Origin of the sequence: Pseudomonas sp. JV449, from assembly GCF_032424295.1 — a bacterium.
In the GTDB taxonomy this organism is placed as follows: Bacteria; Pseudomonadota; Gammaproteobacteria; order Pseudomonadales; family Pseudomonadaceae; genus Aquipseudomonas; species Aquipseudomonas marginalis.
Map to the genome: position 1 here is coordinate 61,180 of NZ_VYKD01000005.1, position 17,376 is coordinate 78,555.

At 61.8% G+C, this 17,376-nt stretch carries 14 protein-coding genes and 1 riboswitch; of the genes, 7 read left to right on the forward strand and 7 right to left on the reverse strand.

Going from position 1 to position 17,376, the window contains the following annotated elements; translation table 11 throughout:
• Both F6S08_RS05550 and F6S08_RS05555 read left to right on the forward strand, forming a co-directional pair.
• The gene (locus tag F6S08_RS05550; RefSeq protein WP_074843909.1) at positions 1 to 621 is read left to right on the forward strand and encodes an SOS response-associated peptidase; all 621 of its coding nucleotides are present in this window, start codon (positions 1 to 3) and stop codon (positions 619 to 621) included.
• Positions 622 to 772: 151 nt separating this feature from the next.
• Entirely contained in the window at positions 773 to 1,591 is an 819-nt protein-coding gene (locus F6S08_RS05555) for a M48 family metallopeptidase (protein WP_027604784.1), read from the forward strand.
• A gap of 141 nt (positions 1,592 to 1,732) precedes the next feature.
• Here the strand turns inward: F6S08_RS05555 and F6S08_RS05560 are convergent, their stop codons facing one another.
• From F6S08_RS05560 to F6S08_RS05570, 3 genes are all read right to left on the reverse strand, one after another.
• Positions 1,733 to 2,317, reverse strand: a complete 585-nt coding sequence (locus F6S08_RS05560; RefSeq protein WP_005784895.1) for a TMEM165/GDT1 family protein — start codon at positions 2,315 to 2,317, stop codon at positions 1,733 to 1,735.
• 89 nt (positions 2,318 to 2,406) lie between these two features.
• Positions 2,407 to 2,526: riboswitch (yybP-ykoY riboswitch) on the reverse strand.
• 51 nt (positions 2,527 to 2,577) lie between these two features.
• Positions 2,578 to 3,576 carry a class I SAM-dependent methyltransferase gene (locus F6S08_RS05565; RefSeq protein ID WP_065924275.1) on the reverse strand — a complete coding sequence of 333 codons (999 nt, stop codon included), beginning with the start codon at positions 3,574 to 3,576 and terminating at the stop codon, positions 2,578 to 2,580.
• 30 nt (positions 3,577 to 3,606) lie between these two features.
• Positions 3,607 to 4,572 (reverse strand): 2-hydroxyacid dehydrogenase, encoded by a 966-nt coding sequence (locus F6S08_RS05570; protein ID WP_315871360.1) that lies wholly within the window; start codon positions 4,570 to 4,572, stop codon positions 3,607 to 3,609.
• Between the two features lie 84 nt (positions 4,573 to 4,656).
• Between F6S08_RS05570 and F6S08_RS05575 the strand changes: the two genes are divergently transcribed.
• The 5 genes from F6S08_RS05575 to F6S08_RS05595 all read left to right on the forward strand — a co-directional run bounded on the left by F6S08_RS05575 (position 4,657) and on the right by F6S08_RS05595 (position 13,739).
• Entirely contained in the window at positions 4,657 to 5,289 is a 633-nt protein-coding gene (locus F6S08_RS05575; protein ID WP_065924273.1) for a LysE family translocator, read from the forward strand.
• 203 nt (positions 5,290 to 5,492) lie between these two features.
• The gene (locus F6S08_RS05580) at positions 5,493 to 7,175 is read left to right on the forward strand and encodes a fatty acid--CoA ligase (RefSeq protein WP_065947123.1); all 1,683 of its coding nucleotides are present in this window, start codon (positions 5,493 to 5,495) and stop codon (positions 7,173 to 7,175) included.
• 330 nt (positions 7,176 to 7,505) lie between these two features.
• Entirely contained in the window at positions 7,506 to 9,374 is a 1,869-nt protein-coding gene (locus tag F6S08_RS05585) for a DUF1302 domain-containing protein (protein ID WP_065924271.1), read from the forward strand.
• Between the two features lie 29 nt (positions 9,375 to 9,403).
• Entirely contained in the window at positions 9,404 to 10,768 is a 1,365-nt protein-coding gene (locus tag F6S08_RS05590; RefSeq protein ID WP_065924270.1) for a DUF1329 domain-containing protein, read from the forward strand.
• 241 nt (positions 10,769 to 11,009) lie between these two features.
• On the forward strand, positions 11,010 to 13,739 hold the full coding sequence (locus tag F6S08_RS05595) for a LuxR C-terminal-related transcriptional regulator (RefSeq protein WP_315871361.1): 2,730 nt from the start codon (positions 11,010 to 11,012) through the stop codon (positions 13,737 to 13,739).
• A 12-nt stretch (positions 13,740 to 13,751) separates the two neighbouring features.
• Here the strand turns inward: F6S08_RS05595 and F6S08_RS05600 are convergent, their stop codons facing one another.
• The 4 genes from F6S08_RS05600 to F6S08_RS05615 are packed head-to-tail and all read right to left on the reverse strand — an operon-like array spanning position 13,752 to position 17,197.
• Positions 13,752 to 14,312: a membrane integrity-associated transporter subunit PqiC gene (locus tag F6S08_RS05600; RefSeq protein ID WP_065924268.1), complete on the reverse strand. Its 561-nt coding sequence runs from the start codon at positions 14,310 to 14,312 to the stop codon at positions 13,752 to 13,754.
• Between the two features lie 17 nt (positions 14,313 to 14,329).
• Entirely contained in the window at positions 14,330 to 15,985 is a 1,656-nt protein-coding gene (locus tag F6S08_RS05605; RefSeq protein ID WP_065924267.1) for an intermembrane transport protein PqiB, read from the reverse strand.
• Complete coding sequence (locus tag F6S08_RS05610) at positions 15,966 to 16,610, reverse strand: paraquat-inducible protein A (protein ID WP_065924266.1); 645 nt, start codon at positions 16,608 to 16,610, stop codon at positions 15,966 to 15,968. Before F6S08_RS05610 ends, F6S08_RS05605 begins: the two co-directional genes overlap by 20 nt.
• Positions 16,607 to 17,197 (reverse strand): paraquat-inducible protein A, encoded by a 591-nt coding sequence (locus F6S08_RS05615; RefSeq protein WP_027604773.1) that lies wholly within the window; start codon positions 17,195 to 17,197, stop codon positions 16,607 to 16,609. Before F6S08_RS05615 ends, F6S08_RS05610 begins: the two co-directional genes overlap by 4 nt.
• Positions 17,198 to 17,376 lie beyond the last annotated feature (179 nt).

Below are 17,376 nucleotides of genomic sequence, written 5' to 3' on the forward strand. Positions count from 1 at the left end.
ATGTGTGGACGTTATGCCCTGTTTCGCTGGAACCCTACCTTTGCTGCCCTGCCGGGCTTTCCGACCGACCAGCAGGCCCAGTGGAACATCTCCCCGAATGATTCGGTGCTGATCCAGCGCCTAAATGACGGCCAGCGCACCCTGGCACGGGCGCGCTGGGGCCTGACGCCGCCCTGGCTGACTGACCTTTCCCGCACCCCGGCCCATGCCCGTGCCGAAACCCTGGCCGAGCAACCGATGTTTCGCGAAGCATTTCGCCAGCGCCGTTGCCTGCTGCCCGCCAACGGCTTTTACGAATGGCGCGGCACCCAGCGCAAGCGTCCGTACTGGTTGACGCCGGGGGAGGGCTCGACCCTGTTTTTTGCAGCGATCTGGGAGGCGTACCCGGTGCAGGAGCAGGTGTGGCTGAGTACGGCAGTGGTGACCCAGGCCGCCCAGAATCAGCGCCGGCCGTTGATTCTGGACGGGGCGGGTCAGGCCGCCTGGCTCGATCCCGAGACGCCCTTGCATGTGTTGCAAGGCTTGCTGGCCAGTGAGCCGGTCCCATTGCGTGAGCGAGTCCTGGCCAACATGGTCAATGATCCCAAGCTCAACGGGCCGGAGTGCCTGACCCCGGCCTGAGCCTGAGGCCGGTTGCTCACTGAAGTTGCCGGGCGTGTGAGATGTGTCCGAAATTCATCGGTTACACGTCTGTTGTATCTGGCGCCGATACAAATGAGCGCCTACGATACGCGCCATGTTTTCAGGGCGTCTTTTCAGGGAGAGTGTATTGATGAAGAAATCATTGGCCGTAAGTGTATTGGCGGCAGGCGTGTTGCTGGCCGGGTGTCAGTCGGTCAACACCACCAGCGGCGGCGCGGTCGGGGTTGAGCGCAAGCAATATATGTTCAGCATGCTGTCGAGCCAGGAAGTCGACCAGATGTATGCCCAGTCCTACCAGCAGACCCTGGGCGAGGCCAGCAGCAAAGGCCAGTTGGACAAGACCAGCGCCAATGCCAAGCGCGTGCAGGCGATCGCCAATCGCCTGATCGCCCAGGCGCCGACCTTCCGCCCGGATGCGGCGCAGTGGAAGTGGGAAGTGAACCTGATCAAGAGCGATGAGATGAACGCCAACTGCGGGCCTGGCGGCAAGATCTTCGTGTACAGCGCGTTGATCGACAACCTCAAGCTCACCGACGATGAACTGGCCGCGGTGATGGGCCATGAAATCGCCCACGCCTTGCGTGAGCATGGCCGCGAAGCCATGTCCAAGGCCTACGGCATCGAGATGGCCAAGCAGGGCGCCGGTGCGTTGTTCGGCCTGGGCCAGGACAGCCTGGCGCTGGCCGATACCGTGGCCAACTACGGCATGACCTTGCCCAACAGCCGCAGCAATGAAAACGAAGCGGACCTGATCGGCCTGGAACTGGCGGCCCGTGCCGGCTACAACCCGAACGCGGCGATCACGCTGTGGAACAAGATGGCCAAGGCTTCGGAAGGCGCACCGCCGGAGTTCATGAGCACTCACCCGGCTTCCGACAGCCGGATCGCCTCGTTGCAGGCAGCGATTCCGAAGGTGATGCCGCTCTACCAGCAGGCCAAGAAGTCCTGATCGACGCCGTGTAGGAGCGAGCTTGCTCGCGAAAAACGTCAACGATAACGCGTGTTGCCTGAATAAACGCGGCGCCGGTGAGTTTTTCGCGAGCAAGCTCGCTCCTACAGGCATCAGGGTAAACCATCTTCCGTGTTTGGCTTAGATCCAGCCACTGCTCTGCATGGCCTTGTACACCGCCACAATCGCCAGGACAAAGAACGCTGTAGCCGCCAATCGGCGAATCAATGTCAGCGGCAGTTTCTCCGCCGCAAAATTCCCCGCCAGAACCACCGGCACGTTGGCAATCAACATGCCCAGGGTGGTGCCGATAATCACCAGCCACAGTTCCGGGTACTGCGCCGCGAGCATCACCGTGGCGATCTGGGTCTTGTCCCCGATTTCCGCCAGGAAGAATGCAATCAGCGTGGTCAGGAACGGCCCGAACTTGCGCGTGGTGCTGGCTTCGTCGTCGTCGAGTTTGTCTGGCACCAGGGTCCACAGCGCGGTGGCGCAGAAGCTGGCCGCGAGAATCCAGTGCAATACCGCATCCGAGAAGAAACTCCCGAACCAGGCCCCCACGGCACCGGCGGCCGCATGGTTGGCCAGGGTTGCAGCGACGATGCCGGCGATGATCGGCCAGGGCTTGCGAAAGCGTGCAGCAAGGATGAGCGCGAGCAGTTGCGTCTTGTCGCCGATTTCGGCCAAGGCAACGATTGCGGTAGGAACGAGCAATGAATCCAGCATCAGGTAGGTTTCCAGGGGCGGGTCGACACGGCTATGACACGTACAGCCTTCCCGCCCCGGGTAAGGTGTGCGTGTCATAGGTCTTGTCAAACCCCGGTCCGTCTGTGCGGACTCCTGGGTCGCATACGCCATGGCCTGTTGACCAAGTATGTTGACGTATGCCGGACGAGCGTGGCGCTCGTGGGAGACTACTCCCCTAGGACGGAGCGGATTCTGCCTAGGCAAAATCCATTCGGCAAGCGTTCTTTTTCAAGCCGCCATCAGCCGCGCTTGGCACGGTAGATGCGAAAACCATTGCCTTCGGCCTTGACCGCACACACGCCCAGATGCTCTTCGATCAACGGCTGGTACTTCAGGAAGCTGTTAGCCACCAGGCGAAGTTCGCCACCTTTTGCCAGGTGTTTCGCCGCTTTTCGCAGCAGGTTCTCGGTAGCGAAATAGTCGGTGTGCACGCCGACATGAAACGGTGGGTTGCTCAAGATTGCATTCAACCCCATCGGCGCAGCGTCAATGCCATCACCGGTCAGCACATCGGCTTCCAGGCCGTTGGCGGCCAGGGTCAGGCGACTGCTGGCGGCGGCGAAAGCATCCACATCCAGCATCGTTACGCTGTTGTGCGGGTAGCGACGTTTGACCGCCGCCCCCAACACGCCGGCGCCGCAACCGAAGTCGAGCAAATGGCCGCTCGGCAGTTTGTCCAAGTGTTCCAGCAACAGCTCGGTGCCGCGATCCAGACGGCCGTGGCTGAATACACCCGGCAGGCTCACCACCTTGAGCGGGCCTTCGGCCAGCGGCACATCGAACACCTGCGCCAGGCTTTCCAGCTCGACCGCTTGCGGGGCGTTGGCCACGGTGATTTGCCACAGCTGGCAATGCCGCGCGCTGTCGAGCTTGCGCGGTTTGCCATACGGGGCCATTTGCCTGGCGGCGCTTTCGATACCGCCTTTTTTCTCGCCTACCAGGAACAGCTCGGCGCCGGGCAGTCGCGCTGCCACTGCGTTGAGCAGGTAATCGGTGAGGTCCTTGGACTTGGGCAGGAAGATCACCGCCGCATCGAACCCGCGCTCGGGCGCATTCACCCCAAACTGGCTGCGCTCCGGGAAGCGCGCGTCGAGCGCCGCCTGGTCGCCGGCATGCCAGCACCAGCCGTGGGCGTTGGGCAGGCGACCCAGCAGGTCGTCGGCGGGCAAACCCACCAGCAGCAGGTTGCCTTGAAAAAGTTCGGCCTGACGAAGCAGTACTTCACTGCGCGGATCCATGGTCTGCTCCTTGAAAAGGAGCGCAGTTTATCAACTGACGACACGCAGCGGGGCGCCGCTGAAAAAGCCCCGGGCGTTTTCCGCCAGTTGGCCGACGATACGCTGCCGCGCTTCGCGACTGCCCCAGGCGTTGTGGGGTGTGACGATCAGTCGAGGAATATTGCCGGCCAGCAGCGGGTTGCCATTGACCGGTGGCTCAACACTCAGCACGTCGGTCGCTGCGCCGCCCAGGTGGCCGCTGCGCAAGGCATCGGCCAGGGCCTGCTCGTTGATCAAGCCACCGCGCGCGGTGTTGACGATAAACGCGCCGGGCTTGAGCAGCGCCAGTTCACGGGCGCCGATAAAGTCCCGGGTGTGTTCATTGAGCGGGCAGTGCAAGGTGAGTGCGTCCACCTGCGCGAGCAATTCATCCAGCGGCACGCGGTCGGCACGGGCGGGGCGCCCGGGAATCGCGCCGAGTAGCACGCGCATCCCGAAGGCTTCGGCCAGGCGCGCCACGGCACTGCCCAATTCGCCATGGCCCAGCAGGCCGAGGGTCTTGCCTTCCAGCTCGACAATCGGGTGGTCCAGCAGGCAGAACTGCTGGGCCTCTTGCCATTTGCCGGCGCTCACATCGCGCTGATAGTCCTGCAGCCGCGTCGCCAGGTTGAGCAACAGCATGATCGTGTGCTGCGCCACCGACGGTGTGCCGTAGCCCTGGCAGTTGCTCACGGTGATGCCATGGGCGCGGGCGGCTTCCAGGTCGATGTTGTTGGTGCCGGTGGCCGATACCAGGATCAACTTGAGTTCCGGGCAGGCCCCCAGGGTCTCGCTGTTGAGCGGGATTTTGTTACTGATCGCCACCTGCGCGCCTTGCAGGCGCTCGACCACATTCTGCGGCGTGGTGCCTGTCAACAACTGCAAGTCGCTGAAACTGTCTCGCAACTCGCTGAGATCGAGGTCGCCCAGATCCAGGGACGGGTGATCAAGGAAGACGGCGCGGCGATTGTTCGTCATCAACTGTACCTTTTGCGACAGGGTTCGAAGGCGTAATCTGCCGAGCCTACCAGATGAAATAATCCGTTACTTAATGGAGTGAGTATGTACGCCGCCGAGTTTTTGACCGTAGCCCTGATTCACCTGTTGGCGGTGGCCAGCCCCGGCCCGGATTTCGCGGTGGTGGTGCGTGAGAGCGTGACCCACGGCCGCCGCGCCGGAACCTGGACTGCGTTGGGCGTGGGCTCGGCGATTTTCCTGCACGTGGGCTATTCGTTGCTTGGCATCGGCCTGATCGTGTCCCAGTCCATCGTGTTGTTCAACGCACTGAAATGGGCCGCCGCCGCCTACCTGCTGTACATCGGCTTCAAGGCCCTGCGCGCCAAACCGGCCAAGCCTGCCGTCGAGGGCGAGTTGCACCGCGAAGCGGGCGAGCGTACCCCGCGTGGCGCGTTTACCGCAGGCTTCGTCACCAACGGCCTGAACCCCAAGGCGACGTTGTTCTTCCTGTCGCTGTTCACCGTGGTGATCAACCCGCACACACCGCTGGCGATCCAGGCCGGCTACGGCGTGTACCTGGCGGTGGCGACGGCGTTGTGGTTCTGCCTGGTGGCGATGTTGTTCAGCCAGCAGCGCGTGCGCGCCGGGTTTGCACGGATGGGGCATTGGTTTGATCGGACCATGGGAGCAGTGTTGATTGCGATTGGGGTGAAGTTGGCGTTTACCAGCGCGAAATAAACGCTGTTCTCAAGTAAACACAATCCAGTGTGGGAGGGAGCAAGCCCCCTCCCACATTTGACCTCCATTGTCCCTGAATAATGGCTCAAAGCTAGCATTCCCCAGCCTCTGCAAATCATTCCTTTGGCTGATTTAGCTGAAACATAACCTCTCTACAGTGCAGGTCTTCAAGCCAAGACCGTGCAGTCATAAAAGGGATTCGTATGTTGCAGACCCGTGTTATTCCGCCCGCCGAAGGTGCGTATCAATACCCGCTGTTGATCAAGCGCCTGTTGATGTCCGGTACCCGTTACGAGAAGACCCGGGAAATTGTCTATCGCGACAAGCTGCGCTACACCTACCCGACCTTGATCGAGCGCGTCGCGCGCCTGGCCAACGTGCTCACCGAAGCCGGGGTCAAGGCCGGTGACACTGTGGCGGTGATGGATTGGGACAGTCATCGTTACCTGGAATGCATGTTCGCCATCCCGATGATCGGTGCTGTGATCCACACCATCAATGTGCGCCTGTCGCCGGAACAGATTCTCTACACCATGAACCACGCCGAGGACCGCTTCGTGCTGGTCAACAGCGAGTTCGTGGGGCTCTACCAGGCCATTGCCGGGCAGCTCACCACCGTGGACAAGACGCTGCTGCTCACCGACGGCGAAGCCAAGACCGCCGAGTTGCCCAACCTGGTCGGTGAGTATGAAACCCTGCTGGCCGCCGCCAGCCCGAAGTACGATTTCCAGGACTTCGACGAACACTCCGTCGCCACCACCTTCTACACCACCGGCACCACCGGCAACCCCAAGGGCGTGTACTTCACCCATCGCCAACTGGTGCTGCACACCATCGGCGTGGCGACCATCATGGGCAGCGTCGACAGCGTGCGCCTGCTGGGCACCAACGACGTGTACATGCCGATCACGCCGATGTTCCACGTGCATGCCTGGGGCCTGCCGTATGTGGCGACCATGCTTGGCCTGAAGCAGGTCTACCCCGGCCGCTACGACCCGGAATACCTGGTAGAGCTGTGGCGCAAGGAGAAGGTCACCTTTTCCCACTGCGTGCCGACCATCCTGCAAATGGTGCTCAACGCCAAGGCTGCCCAAGGCGTCGATTTTGGCGGCTGGAAAATCGTCATCGGCGGCAGTGCGCTCAACCGCACGCTGTATGAGGCGGCAAAGGCCCGTGGGATTCAGCTCACCGCCGCGTACGGCATGTCCGAGACTGGCCCGCTGGTGTCCTGCGCCCACCTCAACGAAGAACTGATGGCCGGCACCGAGGACGAGCGCATCAGCTACCGCATCAAGGCCGGCGTGCCCGGGCCGTTGGTGGAAGCGGCGATCATGGACGCCGAGGGCAATTTCCTGCCCGCCGACGGCGAGTCCCAGGGTGAGTTGGTGCTGCGCGCGCCGTGGCTGACCGAGGGGTATTACAACGAGCCGCAGAAGGGCGCCGAGCTGTGGGCGGGTGGCTGGATGCACACCGGCGACGTGGCCACCCTCGATGCATTTGGGGTGATCGATATCCGCGACCGCATCAAGGACGTGATCAAGACCGGCGGCGAGTGGATCTCCTCCCTGGCCCTCGAAGACCTGGTCAGCCGTCACCCGGCGGTACGCGAAGTAGCGGTGGTGGGCATCGCCGACCCGCAGTGGGGCGAGCGCCCGTTTGCGTTGCTGGTGGTGCGTGATGGCCATGAGATTGGGGCCCGCGAGCTCAAGGAACACCTCAAGCCTTTTGTCGAACTGGGCCATCTGAGCAAGTGGGCGATTCCGAGCCAGATCGCCGTTGTTACGGAAATTCCCAAGACCAGTGTCGGCAAGCTCGACAAAAAACGTATCCGTATTGACATCATTGAATGGCAGGCCAACAACAGCACCTTCCTGTCCACCCTCTGAGCTGATTTGCCGTGCCCTCGTGGCACGGCGATGCTCTATCTCGCGCCTTCACTTGTGATTTGCCAATTTTCAGCCATCCTTGCCGCGTCGGCCTTCGCCGACATGGCGAAAGGGCTGTGGCAGACGGGTTGGTGATGCAAATCACACTTTAGAGGGATCAAGCGATACCCCCTGCTGGCTATAGTCCCACCCAGAGTTTTTCAAGGATGCATCGCTTCGGGCCATGGAGGTTCAGTTGCCAGGCGGCATTGGAATCGTTGTATTCCGGCCGTTACAAGCATCACAGAACAAACTCACTGCCATAACAATAATGCACATGGAGTAGCGTCGATGACCTCAGTAAACCAGTTCTGGCGCCGGGCAAGACTGCCCCTGGCCGTCAGTCTCGCCTCTACGCTCGCCGGGCCCGCATTCGGCGTCAGTTTCAATATCGGTGAAATCGAAGGTAGTTTTGACTCGTCGCTTTCTGTGGGGGCGAGCTGGTCGACAGCCAAGCCCAACCAGGACCTGATCGGTGCCAACAACGGCGGCAACGGTCTGTCCCAGACCTCCGATGACGGCCACTTGAACTTCAAGCGTGGCGAAACGTTCTCGAAGATTTTCAAGGGCATTCATGACCTGGAGTTGAAATACGGCGACACCGGCGTGTTTGTGCGCGGCAAGTACTGGTATGACTTCGAACTGCAGGATGAGAGCCGCGAGTTCAAGGACATCAGCAACAACAACCGCAAAGAGGGCGCCAAGTCTTCTGGCGGGCAGATTCTCGATGCGTTTATCTACCACAACTACTCCATTGCCGATCAGCCCGGCAACGTGCGGTTCGGTAAGCAGGTAGTGAGCTGGGGTGAAAGTACTTTCATCGGTGGTGGCATCAACTCCATTAACCCGATCGATGTGTCTGCATTCCGTCGTCCGGGCGCCGAAATCAAGGAAGGTTTGATTCCGGTCAACATGTTCTACGTGTCGCAGACCCTGACCGATAACTTGTCGGCGGAAGCCTTTTATCAGTTGGAATGGGACCAGACCGTTACCGATAACTGCGGCACTTTCTTCTCTCAGCCTGATGTTATTTCCGATGGCTGCAGTGACAATTTGCGAGTATTGAACAGCCGTCGCTTCCTACCCGCCGGAGTACTGCCAGGGCTCGCCGCAAATGGCGTCGACGTTAACAACGAGGGCGTATTGGTGCGTCGCGGCCCGGATCGTGATGCGCGCGACAGTGGTCAGTTCGGTGTCGCGTTCCATTACAACTACGAGCCTCTGGATACAGAGTTCGGCGCTTACTTCATGAACTACCACAGCCGCGCTCCGATCTTCAGTGCCCAGGGCGCCCCGCAATCGAAATACACCGGCGCAACGCCAGGTGTGCCTGGTCAATTGCGTCCGCTGGTGGTCGCGGGTAACTCCAATTATTTCGTTGAGTACCCAGAGGATATTCGTCTCTATGGCTTGAGTTTCTCCACCACCCTGCCCACGGGGACTGCATGGAGCGGCGAGTTTAGCTACCGTCCTAATGCCCCGGTCCAACTGAGCACCACCGACATCCTGTTTGCCGGTGTGAAACCTATTGGTGGGCCGGTCCTCGGCAATGCGTCGTTGCTCAACGGGGCTCCGGGCCAGGACTTGCATGGTTATCGTCGTAAGGAAATCAGCCAGTTCCAAACGACATTTACCCACTTCTTCGACCAAGTCATGGGCGCTAGCCGTTTGACCCTGGTGGGTGAAGTAGGTGTAACCCATGTGGGTGGTCTGGAGAGCAAGTCGGATGTGCGCTACGGTCGTGACCCTGTCTTCGGCCCTGGTACGCTGCCGAATAATGCCTGTGCGGCGTTGAACACGTCTACGGCTCAAGGCGCCGGCCTGGCAAATGCCAACGGACTGAACACTAACTGCAACAACGATGGCTTCACCACTGCCACTTCCTGGGGGTATCGCGGTCGGGCTATCTGGGAATACCCGGACGTTTTCGCCGGCGTAAACCTCAAGCCAAACGTGGCATGGTCCCATGACGTCAAGGGGTACTCCCCGGGTCCTGGCGCCAACTTCGAAGAGGGCCGCAAAGCCGTCAGTCTGGGCCTGGATGCCGAATACCAGAACACCTACACCGCCAGCCTGAACTACACCAACTTTTTCGGTGGTGATTTCAGCACGGTGAATGACCGCGACTTCGTCGCCCTGAGCTTCGGCGCCAACTTCTAAGCACACTGTATTTTCAGGAAGACCAGAACATGAAAATAACCAAAAGTCTGTTGCACGTGGGTGTGCTTGGGCTGTCGATCCTGGCGAGCAATGTCATGGCGGCAGTGTCGGCGGATGAGGCCGCCAAGCTGGGCACGACCCTGACGCCGATGGGCGCGGAAATGGCCGGTAACGCGGCCGGCACCATCCCGAAATGGTCGCCGATGCCGACCAACGCCGGCGCTGTGGATGCCAAAGGTTTCCTCGCCAACCCGTACGCCAGTGAACAACCGCAATTCACCATCACCGCGCAGAACGTCGAGCAGTACAAAGACAAGCTGGCACCGGGGCAGTACGCGATGTTCAAGCGTTACCCGGAAACCTTCAAGATGCCGGTCTACCCGACCCATCGCGGCGCTACCGTACCGGCCGATGTGTTCGCCTCCATCAAGAAGAACGCCACCACCACCAACCTCGTGTCTGGCGGCAACGGCCTGGAAAACTTCGAAACCGCCATACCGTTCCCGATCCCGAAAAGCGGCGTGGAAGTCATCTGGAACCACATCACCCGTTATCGCGGTGGCAGCGTGACCCGCCTGGTGACCCAGGCCACGCCGCAAACCAACGGCTCCTACAGCCTGGTGTACTTCCGCGACCAGTTCGTGTTCCGCGACAAGATGAAGGACTTCGACCCGAAGAACCCGGGTAACGTGCTGTTCTACTTCAAGCAGCAAGTGACCGCCCCGGCACGTCTGGCCGGTGGTGTGCTGCTGGTGCACGAAACCCTGGACCAGGTGAAGGAGCCGCGTTCGGCGTGGGTCTACAACGCCGGCCAGCGCCGCGTGCGCCGGGCGCCGCAAGTGTCCTATGACGGGCCGGGTACCGCCGCCGACGGCCTGCGTACCTCCGACAACCTCGACATGTACAACGGTGCGCCGGACCGCTACGACTGGAAACTGGAAGGCAAGAAGGAAATCTACATCGCCTCCAACAGCTACAAGATCGATGATCCGAAGCTCAAGTACGCCGACATCATCAAGGCCGGCCACATCAACCAGGACCTGGCACGCTACGAGCTGCGCCGTGTCTGGCACGTGGTCGCGACCTTGAAGGAAGGCCAGCGCCACATCTACGCCAAGCGTGACTTCTACATCGACGAAGACACCTGGCAAGCCGCAGTGATCGACCACTACGACGGCCGTGGCCAACTGTGGCGTGTCGCCGAAGCCCATGCCGAGAACTACTACGACAAGCAAGTGCCGTGGTACGCCCTGGAAACCCTCTACGACCTGCAGTCCGGCCGCTACCTGGCCCTGGGCATGAAGAACGAAGAGAAGCAGGCCTATGACTTCGGCTTCACCGCCACCACCAGCGACTTCACCCCGGCGGCCCTGCGCCAGGACGGTGTTCGCTAAGTTGCACGAGTAACTCAAGGTGGGAGGGGGCTTGCCCCCGATAGCGATGCGACAGTCAGCGCAGCATTGACTGATTCGCCTCTATCGGGAGCAAGCCCCCTTCCACTTTTTGTTTGCGGCGATATTTCTTGTCTCAGTTCTTTTTCAGGCAAATGTTGCAAAGATCTACAAACCCGCCGCTTTTACCGCTAGTCTGCGGACATCTGCAATGCCGACAACAGCCTTCTACAAGAGCCCGGCGATGACTGATCTGTCCCGAATCCAAGGGCCTGCCAGCCGGGTAATCCCGACCCTGGAAGGTCGCTTCTACAGGCCCCCGCTGCCTGATGGCTACGTGCTGCGCCCGCGCCTGTGTGAACGGCTGGGCGCCGGCCTGGAGGGGCGGTTGCTGCTGGTCTGCGCACCGGCCGGGTTCGGCAAGAGCTCGTTGGCGGTGGAGTTCTGCCAGGGCCTGCCGGCTCAGTGGCACAGCCTGTGGCTGGGCCTGAGCCCACGGGACAACGACCCAGGGCGTTTTCTTGAGCGCCTGCTCGAAGGGTTGCAGCACTACTTCCCGGCACTCGGCACCCAATCCCTGGGCTTGCTGAAAATGCGCCAGCGCCATCAACCCTTTGCGTTTGAAGAGTGGCTCGACGGCCTGCTCGATGAGCTGACCGTGCACCTGTCCACCCGTGCGCCATTATTACTGGTGCTGGATGACTACCATCTGGCCCAGGGACCGGTGCTGGACCGTTGCCTGCAATTCTTCCTCAACCATTTGCCCGATGGCCTGGTGGTGCTGGTCACCAGCCGCCAGCGCCCGGACTGGCATCTGGCGCGATTGCGGTTGTCACGGCATTTGCTGGAGTTGCACGAGCAAGACCTGCGCCTGACCCATGCCGAATCCCAGGCGTTGCTGGATCGCCACAGCAGTTCCTTGAGTGGTGAAGCCCTCGACAACCTCATCCGCCGCAGCGAAGGCTGGGTGGCCGGCCTGCGATTTTGGCTGCTGGCGGCTTCCGAAGCCGGCAATGAGGGCGCCTTGCCGCAAAGCCTGCACGGTGGGGAAGGGCTGATCCGCGACTACCTGCTGGAAGAAGTGATCGACTGCCTGCCTCCCGAAGTGCAGGCGTTCCTGTTCGACACCGCGCCCCAGGAGCGTTTTTGCAGCGAGCTGTGCGATGCCGTGCGCGAAGCCCATGACAGCGCCGAGATCCTGCGCTACCTGCAAGCCCACCAAGTGTTCCTGGTGCCCCTGGACGAGCAGGGGCACTGGTACCGTTATCACCATTTGTTCTCCGACCTGCTGCGCACCCGCCGCGCGAGCAGCAATGTCTTGCCGGCCGCCAGCCTGCATCTGCGCGCGTGCCGCTGGTTCAACGCCCAGGGCTTGATCGACGAGGCGGTGGAGCAGGCGTTGCGCGCCGGGCACCTCGACGTGGCGGCCAACCTGGTGCAGAACCTGTCCGAAGAGCAACTGCTGGCCGAGCAGAATGTCGGCATGTTGCTGCGCTGGAAAATGGACTTGCCCGACAGCCTGCTGATCAGCACGCCGCGCCTGATTGTGCTGTACAGCTGGGCGTTGGCACTGGCCTGCCAGTTGGATGCGGCGCAGGAGCTGTCCGCGTACCTCAGCCGCTTCCTGCCGGCACCCTCGGCTACCGCACAGCGCTCGATGCTGGCCCAGTGGCTGGCGCTGAGCGGGATTATCGCCCGCGGTCGAGGTGACCGTGAATTGACGCAGCGCTATTGCAGCGAGGCGTTGGACAGCCTGCCGCAACGGCGTTACGGCCAGCGCCTGGTGTGTCTGTCGACCCTGTCCAACCTGGCCATCGCCGATGGCGATCTGTGGCGCGCCCGTGGCCTGAACCGCGAATCCCTGGAACTGGCGCAGCGGGTCGGCAATCCGCTGTTCGAAGCCCTGGCCCATTACGACCGTGCACGGGTGCTGCAGGCCCGTGGCGAAATCCTGCGCGCGCTCGATGAGGTGCGCCAGGGCCTGCAGCGCCTGCACGGCCTGGCACCGCAGCGACTGTATGCGGTGCGTGCGCGGCTGTCGCTTTACGAAGGCTATTTGCTGTTGATGCGCAACCAGCCCGAAACCGGCATTGCCCTCCTGCGCGCAGGCCTGGCCGAGGCGCGAGCCTGTCGCGATATCAGCGTGCTGATCGGCCATTGCGTGATCGCCAGCTTCGAAGGGCGGCGCCATGACTTTCCCAAAGCCTTCGCCGAACTCGCCGAAGCCGAGCGCCTGATGCATATGTGGGATGTGCCGCCGATCTACTACCTGGCGATGATTACCCTGATCAAATGCGAACTGTGGCTGGCCCAGGGTCGCACCGACCTGGCGGATGCCTGGCTGATGCGCCTGGGGCAGACTTACCACGGCGAACAGGCCGCTGCTGCACCGGAATTCCACCCGCACTTGCCGCAACATGTCGGGCTGCAACAAGCCGCCCTCGATGCCGTGCGCCATCAGCCCCAGGCGGCGCTGGAGCGGCTCGAAGCACTGGCGCAACAGGCCCACGACAGCGGGCGCCAGATGATTGCCCTGATGGCGCTGACCCAGCAGGCCCAGTTGCTGCTTGAGTGCGGTCAGGAAGCCAGGGCGCGGCCGGTGCTGGCCCAGGCGCTTGAGGCGGGCGCCGGGGGCGCGTTACAGCCGTTCCAGCGCTTGTTGGACGGGCATCCGGACTGGATGCGTGAGCAATTGGGCAAGGACCCGCAAGGTGTGTTGCACCAGAGCCTGCTCGCGCTTCTCCCGGCGGTCGTGACGCCCGAGGTCACGACTGGCCACGAAACCCTGAGCACGCGCGAGCTGGCGGTCCTGCAACTGATCGCCCAAGGCTGCTCCAACCAGGAAATCAGCAACCAGCTGTTTATCTCCCTGCACACCGTCAAGACCCACGCCAGCCACATCAACAGCAAACTTGGGGTCGAGCGACGCACCCAGGCCGTGGCGCGAGCCAAGGCGATGGGCTTGCTGGCGTAAGTGCCGGGCGGTTTACGGTGCCGGCGGGCACTGGCCGGTTGACCTGTCGACCGCCTGGCTGACCTGCGCGGCAAAGCGCTTGAGATTGTTTTGATGGGCGAGCACCACGTTGTCGATGCTCGGCCCGGCGGGCGACTGCAACGTGGTCCGGCAGGTCAGCGGTGGGCGCTCGGTGCCCCCGGCCGGGCGCAGGCGCCATTTGACGTCGAGCAGCGCGTACTGGCCGGGTACGGAGTCAAAGCGCTGCACTTCAAGACGCAACAACATCGATTGTCGAGGGTTGCTGTTGGCCAGTTGGTCCACCAGCGCACTCCTCAGCTCATCCGCGAGGCTCGCTGCCCACCACTGGGTTTCCAGGATCGCCACGCCACTGTCGCCCTGGCGGATCACAATCTGCGGTCGGTCGACCTGGGGGGGAACGGTGATGCTTTCAATCCGGATGCTGCCCGCGTCGGCCCCAGTGGCCGTATTCCAGTGCGCCGGTGTCAGCGTATGAAAGGTAATCGGAGTACTGCTGCACGCCGCCAGCAACAGCAGCATGCCGACCACTGTGATCTTCAACGGAAACGTCATGGCGTTTGCTCCAGGGGTCATTTGCGCGGTGGTCCTTGCAGGTCCAGGGGCGCGGCGTTGTCGGGACGGCCGCGAATCAGCGATTCCGGGTGACGGCCCAGGTAGTCCGACAGTTCGCGCAGGGAGCGCGACATGCGCCCCAGTTCATCCAGGGTCTGGGTCAACTGCTCGCGCTGCGGTGAATCCTCGGCCAGGGTGGAACTGGCCGATTGCAGGGTCTTGCTCACGTCAGCCAGGGTGTTCTGCACGCCGGGCAGGGTCTTGGCATTGAATTGGGTCAGGCCTTTGCGCAGCTCGACCAGGTTGCTGTCGAGGTTGCCGGCAATACGTTCGATCGGCAGTTGGTTGATCTTGTTGACGATGCTCTCGAGTTTTTCCTGCAGTTGCTCGAGGTTGCCGGGAATGGTTGGAATGCTGACCGGGCGCAGGCTGGGGTCAAATTTGACCTTCTCGGCTTTCGGGTAGAAGTCCAGCGCGATGTATAACTGGCCGGTCAACAGGTTGCCGCTGCGTGCCTGGGCGCGCAGGCCATTTTCGATGAACGAGCCGATCAGCCGTACGCCGGCGGCCTCATCGTTGGGGTCATGGTTCATGACCTTGAGCAGTTTGGTGTGGGCCTGTCCGAGCAACTGTGGATAGATCACGATACCGACGTTGAGTGGGAAGCTGCGTTTATTGGCATCGAAGTCGAGGTTGATCGATACCACTTTGCCAAACTCGACGCCGAGGAACTCCACCGGCGCCCCGACCTTGAGCCCGCGCAATGCCTGGTCGAAGCGCAGGGCCATGTATTGCCCCTCGCCATTGGGTGGGGCGAGGGCGCTGTCCTGGTCGTCGAAGAGCTCAAAGGTACGTGCCTCGTCGGCCGGTTTGTCGTTGGGGCTGTACGGCGGCGCCCGAAAGGCGATACCACCGACCAGCATGGACGAAAGCGATTCGGTCTTCAGCGCGAAGCCATTGGCGCCGACGCTCAGGTCAACCCCGCTGGCATTCCAGAAACGCGTGTTTTCGGTGACATAGGCATCATTGGGCGCATGCACGAACACCTCGACATTGACACCCTTGCCTTCGGCATCCAACTCGTAGGCCACCACCTGGCCGACCTCGATTTTGCGGTAGTACACCGGTGAGCCGATATCCAGCGAACCGAGGGTCTGCGTGTGCAGCGTGAAACGCTTGCCCGGTTCGCCGTAGGTGATGGGCGGCGGGTTTTCCAGGCCTTTGAACTGCTTGGCACGGGTCTCCGATTGGCCGATGTCGGCACCTATGTAGTCGCCGGAGAGCAGGGTGTCGATGCCGGATACGCCGCCGGCGCCGATACGCGGGCGTACCACCCAGAACTGCGAATCGGCGCGGGTGAAGCTTTCGGCCTGCTTGGCCAGTTGAACCGTGGCGTTGACGCTTTTCTGGTCGTCGCTCAAGGCGACGTCGGTCACCTGGCCGATCACCACGTTGCGGTACTTGACCTCGGTTTTGTTCGCGATCAGACCGCTGCCGGTCTTGAAATTGAGGGTGATGGTCGGGCCCTGTTGGAGGACGCTGTGTACCACCAGCGAAATCCCCACCAGCACCGCGACGATCGGCACGATCCACACCAGCGAAACGCTGAAGCGCCGTGTCTTGATTGCAGGCGATCCTGGGGCTTGCGGGGTGTCAGTGGGATGTGACGTCATCCGCGGTCTCCTTGTTGTGTGGGGTTTCCCAGATCAGCCTCGGGTCGAAGCTCATGGCGGCCAGCATGGTAAACACCACCACCAGGCCGAAAAACAGGATACCCAGGCGCGGCTCGATGGTGCCCAGGGCCTGGAACTTCACCAGTGCGGCCACCAGCGCGACCACGATGACATCCAGCATCGACCAGTAGCCAATCAGTTCGACGAAGCGGAACAGCTTCGAACGTTCCTTGCGTGCCCAAAGGCTATTGCGCTGCACGGTGACCAGCAGCAGGGCCAGGGACACAAACTTGATGCCGGGCACTGCGATGCTGGCGATGAAAATAATCAGCGCAATGTCCCACGCGCCGTGCTGCCAGAACTCCAACACCCCACTCATGATAGTACTGTCCGCCCCCGAGCCGAGCATGGTGGTGTTCATTACCGGCAGGAGATTGGCCGGCACATAGAACGCCAGCGCGGTGAGCATGTAGGCCCAGGTGCGCGTCAGGGAACTGACCTTGCGCCGGTGCAGGGGCGCGCCGCAGCGCTCGCATTCGTTCGGCCCGTCGCGCATGTCGCAGGACAATCCGCAGCTGTGACAGAGGCACAGGCCGAGCTCGCTGGCCGTCGGCGGTGTGCTCATACGCTGTCCCACAGGTCGCGCACATCACGCCCGGCAATGCGGATCAGCAACAGGCTGAGTACGGCCAGGGCAAACAGGCCGGTGCCGGGGATCACATCAAGCATGCCGGCCAGCTTGAACACCGCCACCATTGCCCCGAGCAGACACACCTCCAGCATGCTCCAGGGCCTGAGTGCCTCCAGCCAACGCATGCACAATCGGAACGCCGGTGAGCGCTTGCCCGCGAGGGCGAAGCTCAAGACCCACATCAGCAGCAGTAACTGGAACACTGGCGCGATGATGATGGAAATGGCCGCCACCAACGCGATAAACGTGATCGGCCCCAGGCTCAGCGCTACCACCGAGTCCCATAGCGTGGCGCTGCTTTTCAGGCCTTGCAGGCTGATACTCATCACGGGATAGAAATTGGCGAACGTCCACAGCACCGCAGCCGTCAGCGTCAGGGCGAGACGCTGTTGCACGGTCAGGCCGTTGTAGCGCTGGAGCACGCCTGCGCAACGTATGCAGTGGGCTTTTTGATGTTTGGCGAGCGTGACTTTTTCGTACACACAGTCGCAGTGCTCGCAGATGATCAGTTGATTCGCCATGGGGATCGCTCCAACGCGGCACGGTGGCGGGGGCCTGGGTTGTTTTTCGATGGCGTGGGCAAGCTTAGCAGTCGCTGCTCTTCAGGTCTGGCACAGCGTCAACCATACTGTGCGGAATATGCCATAGCGCCCGCAGGAGCATCGATGAATATTGAAAAAGCCGCGCTGATCCGCGAAAC

What these genes read in the sequence shown, in the direction of transcription:
- F6S08_RS05550 (WP_074843909.1), top strand. Translation starts at nt 1, where the DNA reads ATGTGTGGACGTTATGCCCTGTTTCGCTGGAACCCTACCTTTGCTGCC.
- F6S08_RS05555 (WP_027604784.1), top strand. Translation starts at nt 773, where the DNA reads ATGAAGAAATCATTGGCCGTAAGTGTATTGGCGGCAGGCGTGTTGCTG.
- F6S08_RS05560 (WP_005784895.1), bottom strand. Translation starts at nt 2,317, where the DNA reads ATGCTGGATTCATTGCTCGTTCCTACCGCAATCGTTGCCTTGGCCGAA.
- F6S08_RS05565 (WP_065924275.1), bottom strand. Translation starts at nt 3,576, where the DNA reads ATGGATCCGCGCAGTGAAGTACTGCTTCGTCAGGCCGAACTTTTTCAA.
- F6S08_RS05570 (WP_315871360.1), bottom strand. Translation starts at nt 4,572, where the DNA reads ATGACGAACAATCGCCGCGCCGTCTTCCTTGATCACCCGTCCCTGGAT.
- F6S08_RS05575 (WP_065924273.1), top strand. Translation starts at nt 4,657, where the DNA reads ATGTACGCCGCCGAGTTTTTGACCGTAGCCCTGATTCACCTGTTGGCG.
- F6S08_RS05580 (WP_065947123.1), top strand. Translation starts at nt 5,493, where the DNA reads ATGTTGCAGACCCGTGTTATTCCGCCCGCCGAAGGTGCGTATCAATAC.
- F6S08_RS05585 (WP_065924271.1), top strand. Translation starts at nt 7,506, where the DNA reads ATGACCTCAGTAAACCAGTTCTGGCGCCGGGCAAGACTGCCCCTGGCC.
- F6S08_RS05590 (WP_065924270.1), top strand. Translation starts at nt 9,404, where the DNA reads ATGAAAATAACCAAAAGTCTGTTGCACGTGGGTGTGCTTGGGCTGTCG.
- F6S08_RS05595 (WP_315871361.1), top strand. Translation starts at nt 11,010, where the DNA reads ATGACTGATCTGTCCCGAATCCAAGGGCCTGCCAGCCGGGTAATCCCG.
- F6S08_RS05600 (WP_065924268.1), bottom strand. Translation starts at nt 14,312, where the DNA reads ATGACGTTTCCGTTGAAGATCACAGTGGTCGGCATGCTGCTGTTGCTG.
- F6S08_RS05605 (WP_065924267.1), bottom strand. Translation starts at nt 15,985, where the DNA reads ATGACGTCACATCCCACTGACACCCCGCAAGCCCCAGGATCGCCTGCA.
- F6S08_RS05610 (WP_065924266.1), bottom strand. Translation starts at nt 16,610, where the DNA reads ATGAGCACACCGCCGACGGCCAGCGAGCTCGGCCTGTGCCTCTGTCAC.
- F6S08_RS05615 (WP_027604773.1), bottom strand. Translation starts at nt 17,197, where the DNA reads ATGGCGAATCAACTGATCATCTGCGAGCACTGCGACTGTGTGTACGAA.